Genomic DNA, 18,262 nt, shown 5'->3' with positions numbered 1-18,262 from the left:
GGCACTTGCATAAAAAAACGCACCTCAAGGTGCGTTTTTTGTTTGCGCGTTTTAGCTTTGGTCTTAGTTTACATTTTAGGATTGAATCGACTTCTGCCTTATCCATCCACAAACGCGCCTCAAAATGCGATAGAAATGCCCCCCAAGGTGCGCCTCATGCATAATCGTCTAGATCTTAAAATGGCTCACAGCACTCACCAAATACTCGGCTCGGGTTCTTAACTCGTCCGATGCCGAAGCATTAGCATCGGCTGCATGGGAAGATTGCTCCGCGATATCGCGGATGACCACAACATTCTTATTCACTTCAGCAGCCACCATACTTTGCTCTTCAATTGCAGCAGCAATCTGCGTACTCATATCCATAATGTTTCGAACGTCATTATTGATAAGCTTTAGTAATTCCCCCGCTGCTGCGGCCTGCTCAGCACTCTCTGCACCTTGTTTTTGGCTCGCATCCATTAATTGCACAATAGAACGGGTTCGGCTTTGCAAGGTTTGAATAATATTAGCAATCTCCTGTGTCGATGTCTGGGTTCGCATCGCTAGACTACGCACCTCATCAGCCACAACAGCAAATCCACGCCCCTGCTCTCCAGCACGCGCCGCTTCAATCGCCGCATTGAGTGCGAGTAAGTTGGTTTGCTCAGCAATGCCGCGGATCACATCAAGCACACTGCCAATGGTTTCGCTATCGCGCTCAAGCTCGTCCACCACTGAAGCACTCGTATTAATTTGCTCAGATAACTGTCTAATTTTAAGAATCGTCTGCTCTACCTCAGTTTGCCCCAACTGAGCGTTATCATGGGTTTTACCCGCTTTGAGTGCCGCAAGCTCGGTCGTTTTAGCGATTTCATCAATGGTGGCGCCCATTTCGGTAATCGCGGTAGCCACCATATCGGTTTCGTTAAGTTGCTGCGCAACACCTTCAGAAGCAAGCATGGCATTCTCTGAGACACTCTTACTTGAGGTGTTGATAGTAGAGACAGAGTCAATAACCTGCTCGATAAGCTGCTGGAAACTGCCCACCATGCTATTGAAATGCTGTGCAATTTCGCCTAACTCATCTTGCGTTGATGCATCGCATCTTAGGGTTAAGTTTTTACTCACTTCGATGCGTGAAATAACCTGTGTAATGCGCGCAACGGGATTAATAATGCTACGGATTATTAAGTAAGTAATTATGCCGAGGATTAATGCAATCATCAGAAAGACAGCGATTCCAATATTCCTGCTGCTCTTTTCTGTATCTTCGATAGATTTGAGAGCAAGTTTATGCAGCTCATCAGCGCTAGATTCTGTTAATTTATTCGCGGCGATTAACTGTGCCATCGTGCCCTGTTTTTCATCTAAACCCAGTTGCTGCTCTTTACTAACGAGGCTTTTAAAGTCTTTTTGATATTGTTCGATCAATGCAACAATTTTATTTTGCGCATCAATATCTAAACTTGATGCCCTTAAGCTGCTATTAAACAAAGCAATATTGGCATCGAAGGTCTCGACATAGCTCATTTCGCGGCGCAACATAAAATCTTTTTCATTGCGTCTAAGCTGCAACATGGCAACTTGCAAAGAAAGTTGATCGTATTCCTTCAGCATGGATTCCACATTATGCACCGCAGTTCTTAAGGTGCCATAGAGACCTGTTTTGGGTGTTAAGCCAATTTCTTGTTGCAGTTGAACAACCTCATTAAAGGCCTGTTGATATTGATTTAAATTGCGGTCAAAACTTTCGAGGGAAGTAATAGGTACATCGTATTTTTTAAAGATTTTTTCAAGCTTAGGAATCATGTCATCAATTGAGGCATGAACTTGTTTATGTTTTTCAACATATTGAATATCTTTACGGCCAAAAAAGTCCTTTTCATTTTTACGCAGTAACAACACATCACGCTCAAGTTCGAGCACGTTTTGCGCCGCGTGGGAGAGTTCCGACTCAACTGAATTTGTATAAAGCTGCAATCCAAACATGGCTATCACGGCCGTTACAGATACGGCAGCACTGAGTAACAATTTCGAGCGGATTAACATAAAAAGCCCCTAATAAATAACATCTCTTAAAAAGATAGTTGGGAGTCACGTCTTTTACAGAAAATATTGTCCTGACATAAAAAGTTCATTTTTCATTTATTGTTTTATCCGCTTCTGAACTTTCTCCATCTTTCGATTCACATTAACAGCCAAGAAAAGTGTCTAACTATGGAAGTATAGTCTGTGATTTTACTTTCATAGAGTTATCATTCAGAATACCAACTGGTATAAAACCTGTAAGTTCATAAACTTAACTCTAAATTTTTGCCGCTAATTTTACTATAAAACTCGAACAAGTGATGCTAAATGAACTGATAAAAAATTTATTTTTATCGGATACAAACCTTTTGTGCTTTTCAGAGCGTCCAATCTATAAACATTCACTCAGATGACAGGAAAAGGCTGTGACGGCAGGGAGACTCCCACTCAACAATGCAATGTCAGAATTTGACCTCATCACCTTGGCTAGCCAAGGTAATAGAGCCGCATTTAAGCAGCTGTATTTACACCATCATCCAAGGATATATGCCCTATCACTGCGATTATCTGGCCAAGCCTCGCAGGCAGAAGAAATCACCCAAGAGTGCTTTATTTTGGTGTGGCAGAAATTGCCGCAATTTAGGGGAGAGAGTCAGTTCTCCACTTGGTTACACAGTATTTGTGTAAATCAGGCACTGAGCTTTATCCGTAAGCAAAAGTCGTTTTGGGCACGTTTTATCCCAATGGAGAGTGACGATGAACATTCAAGCGCCGATGAACATTATCAAGGGTTAGACAAGTTGATCCTAAAACTGCCAGAGCGGGCGCGTATCATGTTTGTACTCTGCGCGATTGAAGGCTATCAACATGAAGAAATTGCACAATTACTTGGTATTGCCGTGGGAACCAGTAAGACCCAGTACCACAGAGCCAAGCAATTACTACAGGAGATGCTGTAATGTCCTTATCTAATAATGCTCGCGAGGCCAAGCTCCAGCAGTTGATTGATGATGCTCCCAAAACACTAACGCCCGAACGGGATCTTTGGCAAGGCATCGAAAAACGTATGGATAAGCCATTAGCGTCGCAACCAGCGAGTCGCCAAGCGCCGCGACTACAAGGTGCGCAATGGGCGATTGCCGCAACTATAGTGCTGGCGGTGTTCTTCGGGTTCTACACTCAAGCTCCGGTAAAAACCTCGCTCCCAGAACAAATCGCCAGCCAAGCTGCGGATGATGAGCAAGTGCTGCAAGCTTTGCTAAGCCAAATAGCCCAGACACATCAAGCCCAGGTGACGAGCCTCGCACAGACCCCAACGGTAGTCGCTTGGCAAACGAGCCGCTTTAGCGCTCCGTTAGAGCAAGGCTTAGCGGAATTACGTCGTGCAGGCGAACAGATTTATCAAGCATTACAGGCTAATCCCACCGACAAACAACTTTGGCAACTCTGGCTTTGGGTGCAACAACGTGAACTCGATTTGCTACAACAAGGCCAAAAACTTCCGATTCAAAACTCAACACAAGGAAATAGCATATGAGCCATTTTACCCTCACGAAAACCAGTCTATTAGTGTCAACACTTTACCTTGGCCTTATGGGCAGCGTGTTCGCCGCTGAAAGTGTGGATAAGCAGTTACCCATTAGCAGCGATACTCTGCTGCAAATCAAAATCCAACGGGGCAGCGTGCAAATTCAAAGCTGGGATAAAAATGAAGTCAGCGTGACCGGCACTTTGGATGAGCTAAGCGAAGGTTTTGTCTTTGAGCAGAAAGGTAACAATCTGAATATCGAAGATAAAATGCCACGCCACTATAACGGCAGTGACAACAATGGCTCAAAGCTCACCATTAAAGTACCTAAAACCGTTAAGCTCAATGCCGATACGATTTCAGCTAATCTACAAATCAGCCAGACTCAAGGCGAGCTTGAACTCAATACCGTTAGTGGCAATATCAGCGCCGATAATTTAGGGGGTAATCCGACGTTACACACTGTCTCAGGCGATATCACCACCAAAGGATTAACAGGTAAAGTGATGTTAGATACAGTTTCTGGCGAGATTAAAGATTCTGAAAGCAAAGGCGAAATAAAATACCGCTTAGTCAGTGGCGATCTCAGCAGCCAAACCTTAGCCGACAAAGTCAACGTCGAGCAGGTTTCAGGCGAAATTAATGGCGACTTTAAAACCGCTAAAGAAGTTAATGTACGTACCGTTAGCGGCGACGCCCAAGTGTCGCTAGCCAAAGCCTTTAATAAAGCCAATCTTGAAAGTGTCAGTGGCGATATGACTTTAAGCTTTGCCGATGTGCCCGATGCCAGCTTCGAGCTCAATGGCGGCCCAGGCGGCAAAATCAAAAACAGCTTGAGCCAAGATGTGCCACAAAGACAAAAATACGTGCCGAATGAATCCTTAAGCTTCCAAACGGGTGCTGGTAGCGCCAGTGTGAAGATGGACACTATTAGCGGTAATCTGATCCTGAAAAAACAATAGCCTTATCAGAAAACACGAATTAGCGATAAAAATAGCAATAAAAATGCCGCTCATCAGGAGCGGCATTTTTTTAGCCAAACGGTGTTAAATCGAAGCGATTTCTTCGCTCGTCAGATAGCGCCATTCGCCTAGGGCAAGTTCGGAATCTAATTCAATTCTACCAATACTTTCACGATGCAAGCCAACCACATGGTTGCCCACCGCGGCAAACATCCGCTTTACTTGATGATACTTACCCTCGGTAATGGTTAAACGCACCAACTGTGGCTCAATGATTTCAAGCACCGCGGGTTTTGTCAGGCCGTCCTCGTTTCTAAGCTCCACTCCAGCGGCAAAGACGCCAATCAGACTCTCATCCACAGGCTCGGCTAACGTCACTAAGTAACGCTTGCCACAGTCTTTTTTGGGCGAAGTGATCCGGTGCGACCACTGGCCATCACTGGTGATAAGCACCAAGCCTGTCGTATCGGCATCTAAACGGCCAGCAATGTGTAATGTTTCAGGCTTTTCGATATCCAGCAAACTCAGTACCGATGGATAGGCTTCATCTATGGTCGAGCAAATCGTATCAACGGGTTTATTGAGCATAAGATAACGCTCACCAACGAGGGAAATAGGCTCGCCGTCGAGGCATACTTGCATCCCCTCAAGCACTTTAAAGCCTGAGTCTTTGACCACAACGCCGTCACAGGTAATCTCACCACGGTGTAAGGCTTTTTTAGCTAGGGAACGTGTAAGTGAGGTACTTTCACAGATAAATTTGTCTAAACGCACTTGATGACTCAACTTCAATAAATGAAAACTGACGTATTATGAGCCCAATCAATAAAAGGACAAAGCCTAAACTAAAACGACATCAGTGCGTCGGCGTAAATAAAATAAGTACCTACTAACTCGGTAATGCTTGCATACGGTATGTTTGCTGCTTTTTAGGTCAATTTAAGTTATGGTAATTTTTAGTTACAACTGCCAGATAATAAATCCATCTTTAAAAGTGTAATCACCTTGTTTCGATTCCCACTAAAGCATTAACATACGTTGCATTGCGCCTGAAGCAATCCCATTTAGAACCCAAATAGCCCCAGATATGGGCACAATAACAAACTCGAAGGAAACGACATGAGAAAAGTACTCATTGGGGGACTGTGTGCCTCACTTATCGCGGGCCTTACTGCCTGTAATGACAAACCAGCACAAGTTAGCGCGCCCGAAACCGCTAAAACCGCCACAGCTGCCGCTGTCACTAAAGCATTGGGTTCTGGTATCGAATTTGAAAACTTTGATAAATCAGTACGTCCACAGGACGATTTCTATAAATATGTTAACGGTACTTGGCTAAAAAAATCTGAAATTCCAGCCGATCGCACTAGCATTGGAGCCTTCTACGATCTGCGTGAAAAATCCCGTGACGATGTCAAAGCGATTATCGAAGAAGTCGCAGCTACGCCAAACCTGGCCGAAGGCACTGACGAGCAAAAAGTGGCCGATCTTTATCGTTCATTTATGGACACTGCCACATTAAACAAACTAGGTGTAACACCACTCAAAGGCGAGTTTGATGCCATCAACGCCTTAAAAGATAAAAACGAACTGGTTAAATACTTCGCCCATAGCCAGATCATGGGCGCAGGCACACCAATGGCGTTCTACATCGATATCGATGCAAAAAACTCTAGCCGTTACGCGACTCACCTGTATCAATACGGCCTAAGCCTGCCAGAAAAAGACTACTACTTTAACGAGTCAGAGCGTTTCGTTAATATTCGTAAAGCTTACTTGGCTCATATCGAAAAAATGTTCACGCTAGCTGGCCTTGCCAATCCAAAAGCCAGTGCAGAATCTATCCTCGCACTTGAAACCGCCATTGCCGCTAAACATTGGGATGTGGTTGAAACCCGCGATAGCACTAAATCCTATAACCTTTATCAAGTTAAAGATCTGCCAAGCTTAGCGCCAGATATCGACTGGACAGGCTACTTAGCGGCATTAGGTGCTGACAAACAAACCGATATTATCGTTAACCAACCAAGCTATATCCAAGGCCTGAACGAAGTCCTCAAAACGACCGAGCTAGCAACTTGGAAAACCTACATGCAATGGCAAGTGCTGACCCACGCGGCGAGCAACTTGAGCGAAGACTTCGACAACGAAAACTTTGCCTTCTTCTCTAAAATCCTTAACGGTCAAGAAGAACAAGAGCCTCGTTGGAAACGCGGTGTTGCCGCAGTTAACGGCGTATTAGGTGAAGTGGTTGGTAAAGTTTACGTGAAGCGTCACTTCGCACCTGAAGCTAAAGAGCGCATGCAAGCACTGGTTGAAAACCTACGCGGAGCCTACGGCGACAGCATCAAAGATCTGACTTGGATGAGCGATACGACTAAACAAGCTGCGGCCGAAAAATTAGCGAAATTCAACCCGAAAATTGGTTATCCAAACAAGTGGGAAGATTACAGCAAGCTGACCATCAAAGCCGATGATTTAATTGGTAACGCGGTACGCGCAAGCGAAGTTGAGCACGCTAAGTCACTGGCTAAGTTAGGTGCACCAATCGATAAAGACGAGTGGCATATGACCCCACAAACGGTTAACGCCTACTACAACCCAACCATGAACGAAATCGTGTTCCCAGCGGCCATTCTGCAACCACCATTCTTCAACATGGAAGCGGATGACGCTGTCAACTACGGTGGTATCGGTGCAGTAATTGGTCACGAAATGGGCCATGGTTTCGATGACCAAGGTGCTAAGTTCGATGGCGATGGTAATATGCGTGACTGGTGGACAGCGAAAGACTTAGAAGAATTCTCTGCCCGTGGTAAAGCCCTGATCGCACAATACGATGGTTACTATGTGTTTGACGATCTGCACGTGAACGGCAGCCTGACCTTAGGTGAAAACATCGGTGACTTATCAGGCGTGACGATTGCTTACCGCGCGTACAAAAAGTCACTCAATGGTAAAGAAGCCCCTGTTATCGATGGTCTGACTGGCGACCAACGTTTCTTCATCGGCTTCACCCAAATTTGGCGTGCAAAAGCCAAAGAAGAAGCCCTGCGTAACCGCGTAGCGACAGATCCACACTCACCAGCGGAATTCCGCGCACTGGGTGCACTGTCTAACATGCCTGAGTTCTACACCACCTATGATGTAAAACCAGGTGATGCTATGTATATCGCGCCAGAGAAACGCGTAAAAATTTGGTAATGACAAATTAATTCAAGATTGTAGTTAACGCGACATTATCATGAAAGCGCAATGGCGCCGCTCACAATAGCGGCGCTATTTTTTTAGGTGCGAAAAATGTGAACTTAATACCAATCACATTAAATATCTAATCAGTTCAGAGCCTCACAGGCATCTCAATCCAAGGCGCATTGACGCAGAAATGGTTATTCCCTTTTAAGTCAATGTAACACGGGAGTGAGATGCCTGTGAGGCTCCCGCAGGGCGGGGTTGAACGTGCTTTATACTGCGTTTAAGGCTTTCGACAGAGCGCCACTATGCCTTCAAGCCTTCGCCTTGTCTAAAGCCCGTTTAACTCCCGCTGAATGAACAGATATTTAATACGATTGGTATAAACCAAACATGAACAAGTCTTCATCATTGATTCAGCTTTAATTAAGCCACGTCAGCCTATGGTATCCCTGTGATGTGTATCACTCCCATAAGGAAGTAGGCCGTTATGAATAAGTTGTTTCGTACCTTTTTTATCTTTCTACTCTTATTATCGACCCGCACTGGTGTAGCCAATCCTCTAGATATCAATGACAGCAGAGCCGAACGTAGCAGCTATAGCGCAAGGCAAGCTCAAAGCCATGATCTGCAAGGGCTATATGCACTAAATACCCAAACCTTCGACACACCACGCCAATCTTTAAGCTGTTTAGATAAACTGTATTCAAATGCCCCTATTGCCCAAAATGAGCTAGGTAACTTATTGCAACGAGTCACTGCGGATACACAGGCGCAGGTGATTTTGCCCGACGTAAAAAGCTATCAACGCGCCGCCGAGAAAGTCGCCAGTAAATTTAAGGGGGATGCCAGCCAGATCACCGACCTTGCCCGCGCCAGCATTGTCAGTAACAGCATCTCTGAGCTGATGCAAAGCTATTACGCCTTAAGCGAGCAAGCTCAGGTCGTAAAACAGAAAAACCGTTTCGCCGAGCCTAAAGCCTCAGGTTATCGTGACCTTAACTTACTGGTGCGTTTGCCCGAAAGCGGCATGATTGCCGAGGTCCAATTGCACCTTAAGGATATTGCCGACATAAAAAGCGGCCCAGAACACAAAGTTTATGAACAGGTTCAGCAGATTGAAGCGAATGCGATAAAACAGCAACGTGCATTAAGTGAATTTGAAACGGCACAGATCGCTAAGCTGCGCCAAGAGTCCCATAAGCTGTATCACAAAGCATGGCTTAACTATAAACGCGTCGATGAAGGACTGCTGCTCACTAACTCAGTTGCTTAATCGCTCGTTTATTTAATCGCTTTACCGTTTACCTCTGTACCACTTCCACTGTTGCGCTGGCTATTTGTGAAAACAGATGCCAGCGCTTTTTTTTACGGAGTCACACCAGACTTAGCCCAAAGCGTCACTGCTGCAAATACGCAAACAAAAGCCGAACTATCCCTGCTACAAGCTCACAGCCCTTCCCTCGCATCCAGCCTTGTTTCACTATATAATCCCGCGCCATAAGGCGACCCTTAAGGACATTCCATGCACGACATTATTGAGCAACTCCAAGAACGCAGTGAAACCGTACCTGTGCCACTCGAGTTACCCACATTCGAGCAGTTAGTGGAGGTTGAGGAACAGATTCTGATCCCACTGCCTCGGGAATTAAAGGAATACCTACTCCATGCCAGTGATGTGATTTATGGCGCGATTGAGCCTGTGACCGCAGCCGATCCCTATTCGCACACCTATTTACCCGAAGTCACCTGCTATGCTTGGTCAATCGGCTTGCCGAGGGACTTGATTGCCATCTGCCAATTGGGCGATGACTTTTACTGTATCGATCAGGATGGCCAAGTTCATTTCTGGCAAAACGGTGACTTTACCGATACTTATTGGGAATCCTTCTGGGAATGGGTCGAAGATATTTGGCTTAAAAACAAATACTGATTTTACCGAGATTTTATATTTATCAACTTGAGAACCGCATTATGTCTAAAAATATTGGCTTGAACGCCATCGAAATGAGCTACTTACGCCAATCACTCAGCCTCAGTGCGGCTCAAGTAGGACAACTGACCAACCACAGCGAAGCCGATGTATTAGCCTGGGAAAATGCTGAGACACAGGCCCCTGAACTGGCGCAGAAAAAGCTGTTAGATCTCGACGATATTATCGAGATGCAAGTGCTCAATACCACAGACGGCATCGAAGCCTTATTTAAGAAAGAGCCTAAGCGTCACTTGGCCTTCGTGGTGTATCCAACCCAGGCCGTTTACACCCAATATAATCCGGAATTTTTAAGCTCGCTGCCGTTAACTGAGCTGTACAACACAGCGGCATGGCGCATTAAGAAAGAGTGTAAACTGGTGCTCGAAGTGGATGTTAGCTTAGTCAATCTCGATGTCGAAGCCTACAAGGCATTCCGTGAGCAAAATGGCTTAAGTGAGAGCCGTGAAAGCCGCGCGAAATGGGCGGCGACTCAGCTATAAACGCAAAATAACTTAATCAAAAGGGCAGAAGTGAATCTTCTACCCTTTTGTTTTTAATGCCTAAATCAGATTAAGCCTGCGTCGCAGCAGCGACAGCATCCATTTTGGCCAACGCCGATTTACGCGAAGGACGCGCTGCAATTCTATCGCGATACGCCGCCAATTTAGGCGGGATCTGCTGCTCAAATAAAGTGCCCCACATCAATGTATGTGCCAGCAGAATATCGGCAACCGATAAGGTGTCACCGAGTAAAAAGTCACTATCGGGCAGCATAGCTTCAGCCAAGGCCGCCGCCTTATCAAACTCCCACACAGCGCAAGGCATGATAGAAGGATGACGCTGCGCTTCCGGCAGTGCGAATTTATGCTTGCCTAGGGTCCATAGAGGCTGCTCGAGTTCGGTAATAATAAAGCTCACCCATTGATGATGCAGACCCGATGCCGCACTGCCCGCTTCAGGTAACAACTTGCCAAATTTCTCCGCCAGATACAGGCAAATAGCCGCAGACTCAGACAACACAAGATTATCATCGGTTAACACAGGCACTTTGCCACAGGGATTGAGCGTTAAGAAAGCGGCGCTTCGGTGCTCGCCCTTATTCATATCCACAAACGAAAAGGCCCACTCGGCGCCTAACTCTTCTAGCACCCAGGCGACTCGTAATGCACGGCTGCGGGGCATGCCATATAAGGTGATCATATTAACGTCCTTTTAGTGATGACTGATTAACGAGAACGAAGATACACTCTGTCGCGGCAGAGTAAAATACAAAAACGGCGCCGAAGCGCCGTTTCAAATGACTCGGCCAATGACTCATTAGAAGTTCATTGTCAGTTTGGTATAGATATAACGTCCCATAGGGTTGTGTACAGAAATCACATAACCATAGAGGTCGGTATCACCGTCACCAATCGCAAACGGTGGCTCTTCATCGAACACATTGTTCACGCCTAATGTCAGCTTAAACATCTCGTTGAAACGGTAACTACCTGACATATCAACTAATAACTGTGCATCAACCATACGAGACTTGTTGGTTTCGAAGTCTAACACGCCATCAAAGTCGATATCTGGAGTATCTTCGAATTCACCGATATAACTCAGGTTTACGTTGGCCGCGAAGTTATCCATGGTCCAGTTCGTGGTGAGTAACCAGCGATGTTGTGGGAACTTGTACTCGCCAGTGTAATCGAGACCGTCTTTTTCGAAGTTATGTAAGTAGCTGTACTCTAGACCAAACTTCAAATCACCAAAGTTATCTAACTCAAGACCATAGTGGGTTGACAGGTCAACACCCTGCACATCCTGCGAGCTTAAATTGATAAAGCTTGAGTGAATAATGCTGATAGGACCTAAGGTTTGACCCACTTGCGGTGCTAAACGCTCACACACAGTACTGTTTTGATCATTACAGTTTGCGGTGTAAATATCACCCAATGGCTGCTTATCGATCTTGTTATCTTGAGTAATGCTGTAAACATCGAATCCGATATCAAACTTCTGGCTTGGTGCCCAAATCATCCCCAAGTTCCATGTTTCTGACTCTTCGGCATCCAACTCAGAGTTACCTTGGAATTCAGTGTTGTAGTCGAGCGCTTCACAATCCACACCATCGGCGGCGCAGCGATAAGTATCGATAAAGAAGCTACTTTCGCGAGATGGGCCTAAACCGATTTGTGCTAATGAAGGTGCACGGAAACCCGTTGACCAAGAACCACGGCTCGTCAGCTCATCGGTAATCCCCCATTGGAACGCCACTTTAGGGTTAGTGGTTGAACCAAAATCGCTGTAGTGGTCATAACGACCCGCAAGTTGCAGCTCAAAGTTATCCGTCACTGGAATAGAGAACTCCACATAACCCGCGTATTGGTCACGAGAGGCCGCCGCAGAAACCGCTTCGGTACCGAAAATCAGCCCACGTTGGAATTGTTCATCCGGCACGTCGCTCACGCTTTCTTCACGGTATTCTACACCCGCTGCCATCATAATATCGCGGTCCGCCAGCGTGAACGCTTGACCCGAAATGTTCGCCGCATATGAAGTCATGCTCGACAAACCTTGGCGGACAAGGCTAGTCGTGATGGCATCGATCACATCCTGCGAGTTCATCGTGCCACCAAAAGGATTGTAGCGGCCAGCATCGATCTCAGCTTGTAGATAATCGGTTCTGACCCAACCTTGGCTACGATCGCCAGTTTGCATCGATTCACTGCGGCCGCGTTGTACCGAGGCTTCCCAATCCCAAGTTTTGATAGTGCCACGTAACCCAGCAACTAAACGCAGGGTATCAGACTCAATATCCCAACGGCGTGCGCCCGCATCCACAGTACGGAAACGACCGATTTCAATATCTTTGCCCCAAGGATTATTAGGGTGGGTACCCGGTACAGTTAAGGCCGCATCTTCATCCAGAGGTGTGGGCGCACCACCCGCAATAGAAGAGTTATGTTGCGCCGCTAACTCGAGGAAAGCAGTTAAATCGTCATTGAAATGGTAATCGAATTGACCAATAGCCCCGATACGTTCAGCTTCAGGGATCACTAGGTTGTAAGGGCCGTAGTCGAATAGACAACTGCCGCTGGCTGTTGCGCGATCGGGCGGACAGGATGGGTCGATAGTCTTCACGCCATCAACATAAAAATAACCGGGGAAACCACGGGAAGAACGAAAATCCTCACCACCATAAGGACTTTGATCCGCAGTGCCAAAACGGCCTAAATCGGTCGCTGACAGCGTTTCGTTTTTAAAGTAATCAAGGATAATAGATGCACTGCCCTTTTCGGATTTGGTTCCCCAGACAACACTCGCAGTGGTTTCATCGTAACCCGTACCAGGGGTGTCGCCGTAACCTAAGTTAACCTCAATCCCTTCGATGTCTTTTTTCAAGACAATGTTGACTACGCCCGCAATCGCATCGGAACCGTAAATCGCCGACGCACCATCTTTCAGAATATCTATTCGCTCAATCGCTGAAACCGGAATGTTGTTAATGTCGACGAAGGAGTTAGTGATACCTTCAGCAAAAGCACTTGCCGCGACACGACGACCGTTGATCAATACCAGGGTGGCGTCAGGGCCTAAGCCACGTAAACTGATCGAGGCTCCGCCGTTTGCGGTCGAGTCTTGGCTGTTACCACGCGTAGAGAAAGCACCTGCACCGTTCGCAGGCATCCGCTCGAGTAACTGCTGCAGGTTGTCAAACCCCATGTTAGCAATATCTTCTTTGCCGATGGATTGTATCGGCGACGGTCCCTCAATATCGGTACGCTTAATACGAGAACCCGTCACTTCAATACGTTCAACTTTATCAGCACCATTTTCAGCTGCATAGCTAACATTCGGGGCAAACGCCATTGCGATCGCGATAGCACAAGCATTGGGTAGAATCTGAGGTCTTTTCATTTGCATTCCCTAACTTTAGTATTGTTGGAATTAATTTACTTTAATTCAACTTTTTATTAACAATATTCAAGGTAATGTGTTGTGAAACAAAGTCAATGGCCCACTGAAAAAAGTTAAACTTTTGTTACTAATAAAAACCATGTATTTTTCAGCACAAACATCTCAAGATAGTTAACAACTCACTGCATAAAATAGGGACGAAAATGCAAGAACAAACGATTCATGAAGCTGAATTTGAAGCCAACTTAGGCATGTATTGGTTACTCGCAGGGGCCGCTTACTTCACCCTAAGCATTGTAGGTATACCTTTGTTATTGCTTTGGTTTCCTATTGGCTTATGGGGGACGCGTCGCTATATCAACAATATGAGCGCGCGTCTCACCAGCAAAAAGCTGATCGTGCGCAGAGGCATATTAACCCGCACCGAAAATACCGTTCCCTTGGATAAAATTACCGATATCGCCTTAATCCAAGGTCCCATAATGCGCCTAATGGGATTACATAAACTCACAGTCGAAACTGCTGGACAATCGGGAACGGGTGCCTTAATCAGTCTAGTGGGCATAGTCGATGCCCCTAGTTTTAGAGCACAGATTTTGGAGCAGAAGGAACGCTTGAGTGACAAGCATCCACAATCTGAAGCATTACCAGCTACAAACGATAATGCGCTACTCGGCCAGCTTGTCGAAATAACCGCCAGTTTAAAACGTATCGAAGGCTTACTCGCATCCAAACACGATGCTTAACAGTTAATTCGATTCAAATTTAGAATGTATGCATTAATATCAAACAGATATATTTTCACCGATAAGGAAGTACGCACCACGCCATGGACAACTCTGAAGTTAAACCACTCTCCATCAATTGGACTGCACAGCTCGCCCTTGGCATAAAAGCCATGGGACCGGGAGTGTTGATGGCCGCCGCCGCGATTGGGGCTTCACATTTAGTATCATCCACTCGCGCCGGCGCAGAATTTGGTTGGCAATTGGCTTGGGTCATTCTTGGCGTAAATTTGCTGAAATACCCCTTCTTTGCCGCAGGTGCGCGTTACACCGCAGCCACGGGCGAAAGTTTACTGCATGGATATCTTAAGCAAGGTCGGGGTTATCTATGGCTATTCACAGTCCTCAATGTGATAGCTTCTATCGCCAGTACTGCGGGTGTGTGCATGTTAACTGCCGCTATGCTCACCCAGTTTATCCCCTTACCTATTGATGTATTGGCGCTGTTGGTGCTAATAAGCTCACTGTTGTTATTGATTTTAGGGCATTATTCTCTGCTCGATAAACTGACCAAAATCATTATGTTTGCCCTGACGCTCACCACTTTAATTGCGGTCGCGCTGGCATTTGATCATATGAAAGCACTGGAAAGTCAGTTTGTGTCGCCCTCACCTTGGCAGTGGGCCCATGTGGGATTTTTAGTCGCGATGATGGGATGGATGCCAGCGCCGATTGAAGTCAGCGCATGGAATTCATTGTGGTTGCTGGAAAAACAAAAGACTTCGCCGGTAACACCATCACAAGCTCTGCTCGATTTTAACTTAGGCTATATCGTCACCGCCCTGCTGGCAGTGGTCTTTCTGGCCTTGGGCGCCCTGGTAATGCATGGCAGCGGCGAACATTTTTCTGAATCGGGTGCCCAATTTGCAAATCAGTTAATCAACTTATATAGCCAAGTCATGGGCGGTGAAAGCAGATATTTGATTGGCATAGTGGCGTTTTTATGTATTTTCAGCACCACTGTCACCGTCATCGATGGCTATAGCCGCACCTTGAACATGGGCTGGCAACTACTCTCCAAGTCAGTAGTGTCAGAAGTACAAGCGGATAAACTTCTGACAGGCATTATGCTCAGTGTCAGTGCGTTAGGATTGTTATTAATCCTGTTTTTTAAGGGCGCACTGCTGCCATTACTGGAGTTTGTGATGATCTTGGCCTTTATGACCACAGTGGTCTTTGCATGGTTAAATTATCGTCTAATGACCAGCAGCCAACTCCCAGAAGCTGACCGCTACGGCACAAAAATGAAATGCCTCTCTTGGATAGGCTTAAGTTATTTACTTATTTTTGCCGTACTTTTTATTTACTGGTACTGGGTAAAGGCCTAGCAGGTGTTCAACGCTAGCGTGATATTAATGATTAACACCACAAATACCGCTGAATCCTGCATCTTCAGGTTGTTTGGGTATATACTATCTGCTCTTAAACCAGACTGCGCAGCCGCGCCTAGAGATGACCATGATAAACAATGATATTTTGCGCCGTTTGCGCTTCGTATTCGATTTTAGCAACGCCAAAATGATTAAGATTTTTGCCAAAGTGGGTAGAGAAGTCTCCACCGAAGAGATAATTAACTTACTGCGCAAAGAAGAGGAAGAAGGTTATAAAGCCTGTAACGATACCACCCTATGTCAGTTTTTAGATGGTCTAATCATCGAAAAGCGTGGTCTACGTGAAGGTGCTGAAATTCCTAAACCAGTATCAAAATTAAACAATAACTTAATCTTCAAAAAATTACGTGTTGCCCTCGAAATGCGTGAGGAAGATATTGTGGCCACCCTAGCGCTCGCCGAAGTGCAAATGTCTAAATCTGAATTAAGTGCCCTGTTCCGCAACCCGGACCATAAAAACTTCAAAGCCTGTGGCGATCAGATCCTGCGCAACTTTATCCGTGGCTTATCGCTAAAATACCGCGGAGTCTAATGTTTCTTCCGCTTAAAATAACAAACGCAGCCTTGGCTGCGTTTTTGTTTTTATCTCGCCGTTAAACAAGCTTTTGCTTGGCAGATGTATTTACAATCAATTAACAGAACTCTGTTTTAAACAGTAAGAATTGCCTGTGCTGCAAAAAAGCCACAAATAGCGCACGACACAGGCAACAAAGATCACATTTCGTGATAACCTTACGTGACCTATAGCACGTCTCAAGCACGTACCGAACCACTTAAACAATAACTCAAAGGTTACCCATGGACGATAATAAACGCCCCCTCTATCTTCCGTTTGCAGGACCTGCCATTCTTGAAGCGCCATTGATTAACAAGGGCAGTGCATTTTCTGAAGAAGAGCGTATTTTCTTTAACCTCGAAGGCTTAGTACCCTATGCCATTGAAACTATTGAAGAACAAGCATCGCGCGCCTACGATCAGTTCAGAAGTTTCAATAACGATCTCGATAAGCACATTTATCTGCGCAACATTCAAGACACCAACGAAACCCTGTTTTATCGTTTAGTGCAAAATCATATCAGCGAAATGATGCCAATTATCTACACCCCAACGGTAGGTTTGGCCTGTGAGCGCTTCTCGAAAAACTATCGCCGTAACCGTGGTCTGTTCATCTCTTACCCAAACAAAGACAGAATTGACGACATCCTCAATAACTCGACTCGCCAAAAAGTAAAAATCATCGTTGTGACCGACGGTGAGCGCATCTTAGGCTTAGGCGACCAGGGTATTGGCGGCATGGGGATCCCGATTGGTAAATTGTCACTCTATACCAGCTGTGGTGGGATCAGTCCCGCGTATACACTGCCAATAACCTTAGACGTAGGTACCGACAATCCACAGTTGCTGGAAGATCCTATGTACATGGGTTGGCGCCATCCGCGTATTGGTGGCGAAGAGTATGCCGAGTTTATCGAAGCCTTTATGCAAGCCGTGCATGTACGTTGGCCAGATACTCTGATCCAATTCGAAGATTTTGCCCAAAAGAATGCGATGCCAATCCTTGAGCGTTATAAGGATCGCTACTGCTGCTTTAACGATGACATTCAAGGCACCGCCGCTGTGACTGTGGGTTCATTACTCGCCGCCTGTAAAGCCGCGGGCACAGAGCTGAACAAACAACGAGTTGCCTTTTTAGGTGCGGGTAGCGCAGGCTGCGGTATTGCCGAAGCTATCGTTGCGCAAATGGTGTCTGAAGGGATCAGCGACGAGCAAGCCCGTAGCCAAGTCTGCATGGTTGACCGTTGGGGTCTGCTACTCGACAACATGCCTAACCTGTTGCCATTCCAACAAAAATTGGCCCAAAAATGTGCCGATATCAGCAACTGGAATAACTTCAGCGACAATATTTCACTGCTCGATGTGGTCAATAACGCTAAGCCAACGGTGCTGATTGGCGTATCGGGCGCACCGGGTTTGTTTACCGAAGAAATTGTTCGTGCCATGCATAGCCACTGCGAACGCCCAATTATCTTCCCACTGTCAAACCCCACCAGCCGTGTTGAAGCGACGCCAAAAGACATTCTGCACTGGACGTCTGGCCAAGCCTTAGTGGCAACGGGTAGCCCGTTCGAACCTGTGGTTGTTGATGGCGAGACCTATGAAATCGCGCAATGTAACAACAGCTTTATCTTCCCAGGCATTGGTTTAGGTGTACTCGCCTCGGGTGCCCGCCATGTCTCCGATGCGATGTTAATGGCATCGAGCCGCGCGCTCGCCGAATGCTCACCGTTAGCCATTAATGGCTCAGGGCCACTCCTGCCAAAGCTGGAAGATATTCACTCAGTGAGTAAGCATATTGCCTTCGCCGTCGGTAAAGTGGCGATTGAGCAAGGCTTATCCTTGCCTGCGAGTGATGAGCTGCTGATGCAATCTATCGAAGATAATTTCTGGAAGCCAGAGTACCGCCGTTATAAGCGTACTTCTTTCTAATTTCAGACATTATTCCAATAAAAAGCCCG

The 18,262-nt window shown here is 46.2% G+C and carries 15 protein-coding genes; 11 read left to right on the top strand and 4 right to left on the bottom strand.

What is annotated here, in order from left to right; translation table 11 throughout:
- Positions 1-168: 168 nt before the first annotated feature.
- Positions 169-2,031: a methyl-accepting chemotaxis protein gene (locus AEA42_RS10835; protein WP_055647718.1), complete on the bottom strand. Its 1,863-nt coding sequence runs from the start codon at positions 2,029-2,031 to the stop codon at positions 169-171.
- 404 nt (positions 2,032-2,435) lie between these two features.
- Between AEA42_RS10835 and AEA42_RS10830 the strand changes: the two genes are divergently transcribed.
- From AEA42_RS10830 to AEA42_RS10820, 3 genes are read left to right on the top strand one after another with little or no spacing between them, the layout of a single operon-like run.
- The gene (locus tag AEA42_RS10830; protein WP_055647717.1) at positions 2,436-2,969 is read left to right on the top strand and encodes an RNA polymerase sigma factor; all 534 of its coding nucleotides are present in this window, start codon (positions 2,436-2,438) and stop codon (positions 2,967-2,969) included.
- Positions 2,969-3,547, top strand: coding sequence for an anti-sigma factor (locus AEA42_RS10825; protein WP_037427854.1), 579 nt, complete (start codon positions 2,969-2,971; stop codon positions 3,545-3,547). The genes AEA42_RS10830 and AEA42_RS10825 overlap by 1 nt, the downstream gene beginning before the upstream one ends.
- Positions 3,544-4,500 carry a DUF4097 family beta strand repeat-containing protein gene (locus AEA42_RS10820; RefSeq protein WP_037427855.1) on the top strand — a complete coding sequence of 319 codons (957 nt, stop codon included), beginning with the start codon at positions 3,544-3,546 and terminating at the stop codon, positions 4,498-4,500. Before AEA42_RS10825 ends, AEA42_RS10820 begins: the two co-directional genes overlap by 4 nt.
- A gap of 84 nt (positions 4,501-4,584) precedes the next feature.
- Here AEA42_RS10820 and rsuA read toward each other — a convergent pair whose 3' ends face one another.
- Complete coding sequence (rsuA, locus tag AEA42_RS10815) at positions 4,585-5,274, bottom strand: 16S rRNA pseudouridine(516) synthase RsuA (RefSeq protein WP_037427857.1); 690 nt, start codon at positions 5,272-5,274, stop codon at positions 4,585-4,587.
- 345 nt (positions 5,275-5,619) lie between these two features.
- Here rsuA and AEA42_RS10810 point away from each other — a divergent pair, with 345 nt between their 5' ends.
- From AEA42_RS10810 to AEA42_RS10795, 4 genes are all read left to right on the top strand, one after another.
- Positions 5,620-7,704 (top strand): M13-type metalloendopeptidase, encoded by a 2,085-nt coding sequence (locus AEA42_RS10810; protein WP_055647716.1) that lies wholly within the window; start codon positions 5,620-5,622, stop codon positions 7,702-7,704.
- Positions 7,705-8,182: 478 nt separating this feature from the next.
- Entirely contained in the window at positions 8,183-8,968 is a 786-nt protein-coding gene (locus tag AEA42_RS10805) for a RelA/SpoT domain-containing protein (protein WP_037422229.1), read from the top strand.
- Between the two features lie 249 nt (positions 8,969-9,217).
- Positions 9,218-9,625, top strand: a complete 408-nt coding sequence (locus AEA42_RS10800) for an SMI1/KNR4 family protein (protein WP_011623923.1) — start codon at positions 9,218-9,220, stop codon at positions 9,623-9,625.
- A gap of 41 nt (positions 9,626-9,666) precedes the next feature.
- Positions 9,667-10,167 carry a DUF4447 family protein gene (locus tag AEA42_RS10795; RefSeq protein WP_011623924.1) on the top strand — a complete coding sequence of 167 codons (501 nt, stop codon included), beginning with the start codon at positions 9,667-9,669 and terminating at the stop codon, positions 10,165-10,167.
- 70 nt (positions 10,168-10,237) lie between these two features.
- Here AEA42_RS10795 and AEA42_RS10790 read toward each other — a convergent pair whose 3' ends face one another.
- Complete coding sequence (locus tag AEA42_RS10790; RefSeq protein WP_055647715.1) at positions 10,238-10,867, bottom strand: glutathione S-transferase family protein; 630 nt, start codon at positions 10,865-10,867, stop codon at positions 10,238-10,240.
- A 117-nt stretch (positions 10,868-10,984) separates the two neighbouring features.
- Positions 10,985-13,570: a TonB-dependent receptor gene (locus AEA42_RS10785; protein WP_037422221.1), complete on the bottom strand. Its 2,586-nt coding sequence runs from the start codon at positions 13,568-13,570 to the stop codon at positions 10,985-10,987.
- Between the two features lie 203 nt (positions 13,571-13,773).
- Here AEA42_RS10785 and AEA42_RS10780 point away from each other — a divergent pair, with 203 nt between their 5' ends.
- The 4 genes from AEA42_RS10780 to AEA42_RS10765 all read left to right on the top strand — a co-directional run bounded on the left by AEA42_RS10780 (position 13,774) and on the right by AEA42_RS10765 (position 18,233).
- A complete protein-coding gene (locus AEA42_RS10780) occupies positions 13,774-14,316 on the top strand; it encodes a PH domain-containing protein (RefSeq protein WP_055647714.1) in 543 nt (180 codons plus the stop codon).
- Positions 14,317-14,399: 83 nt separating this feature from the next.
- The gene (locus AEA42_RS10775; protein WP_055647713.1) at positions 14,400-15,683 is read left to right on the top strand and encodes an Nramp family divalent metal transporter; all 1,284 of its coding nucleotides are present in this window, start codon (positions 14,400-14,402) and stop codon (positions 15,681-15,683) included.
- Between the two features lie 130 nt (positions 15,684-15,813).
- On the top strand, positions 15,814-16,278 hold the full coding sequence (locus tag AEA42_RS10770) for a DUF1456 family protein (RefSeq protein WP_055647712.1): 465 nt from the start codon (positions 15,814-15,816) through the stop codon (positions 16,276-16,278).
- 266 nt (positions 16,279-16,544) lie between these two features.
- Entirely contained in the window at positions 16,545-18,233 is a 1,689-nt protein-coding gene (locus tag AEA42_RS10765; protein WP_023268525.1) for an NAD-dependent malic enzyme, read from the top strand.
- Positions 18,234-18,262: the final 29 nt, after the last annotated feature.

It is taken from the genome of Shewanella sp. Sh95, from assembly GCF_001308045.1.
GTDB classification, from domain to species: Bacteria; Pseudomonadota; Gammaproteobacteria; order Enterobacterales; family Shewanellaceae; genus Shewanella; species Shewanella xiamenensis.
Note: the sequence above shows the minus strand (reverse complement) of the source record. Positions and strands in the feature narration are given on the sequence as shown.

Excerpts from the sequence above, each read along its gene's own strand:
- AEA42_RS10810 (WP_055647716.1), top strand. The coding sequence starts at position 5,620 with ATGAGAAAAGTACTCATTGGGGGACTGTGTGCCTCACTTATCGCGGGC.
- AEA42_RS10800 (WP_011623923.1), top strand. The coding sequence starts at position 9,218 with ATGCACGACATTATTGAGCAACTCCAAGAACGCAGTGAAACCGTACCT.
- AEA42_RS10780 (WP_055647714.1), top strand. The coding sequence starts at position 13,774 with ATGCAAGAACAAACGATTCATGAAGCTGAATTTGAAGCCAACTTAGGC.
- AEA42_RS10770 (WP_055647712.1), top strand. The coding sequence starts at position 15,814 with ATGATAAACAATGATATTTTGCGCCGTTTGCGCTTCGTATTCGATTTT.
- AEA42_RS10775 (WP_055647713.1), top strand. The coding sequence starts at position 14,400 with ATGGACAACTCTGAAGTTAAACCACTCTCCATCAATTGGACTGCACAG.
- AEA42_RS10805 (WP_037422229.1), top strand. The coding sequence starts at position 8,183 with ATGAATAAGTTGTTTCGTACCTTTTTTATCTTTCTACTCTTATTATCG.
- AEA42_RS10825 (WP_037427854.1), top strand. The coding sequence starts at position 2,969 with ATGTCCTTATCTAATAATGCTCGCGAGGCCAAGCTCCAGCAGTTGATT.
- AEA42_RS10795 (WP_011623924.1), top strand. The coding sequence starts at position 9,667 with ATGTCTAAAAATATTGGCTTGAACGCCATCGAAATGAGCTACTTACGC.
- AEA42_RS10790 (WP_055647715.1), bottom strand. The coding sequence starts at position 10,867 with ATGATCACCTTATATGGCATGCCCCGCAGCCGTGCATTACGAGTCGCC.
- AEA42_RS10785 (WP_037422221.1), bottom strand. The coding sequence starts at position 13,570 with ATGAAAAGACCTCAGATTCTACCCAATGCTTGTGCTATCGCGATCGCA.
- AEA42_RS10765 (WP_023268525.1), top strand. The coding sequence starts at position 16,545 with ATGGACGATAATAAACGCCCCCTCTATCTTCCGTTTGCAGGACCTGCC.
- AEA42_RS10820 (WP_037427855.1), top strand. The coding sequence starts at position 3,544 with ATGAGCCATTTTACCCTCACGAAAACCAGTCTATTAGTGTCAACACTT.
- AEA42_RS10835 (WP_055647718.1), bottom strand. The coding sequence starts at position 2,031 with ATGTTAATCCGCTCGAAATTGTTACTCAGTGCTGCCGTATCTGTAACG.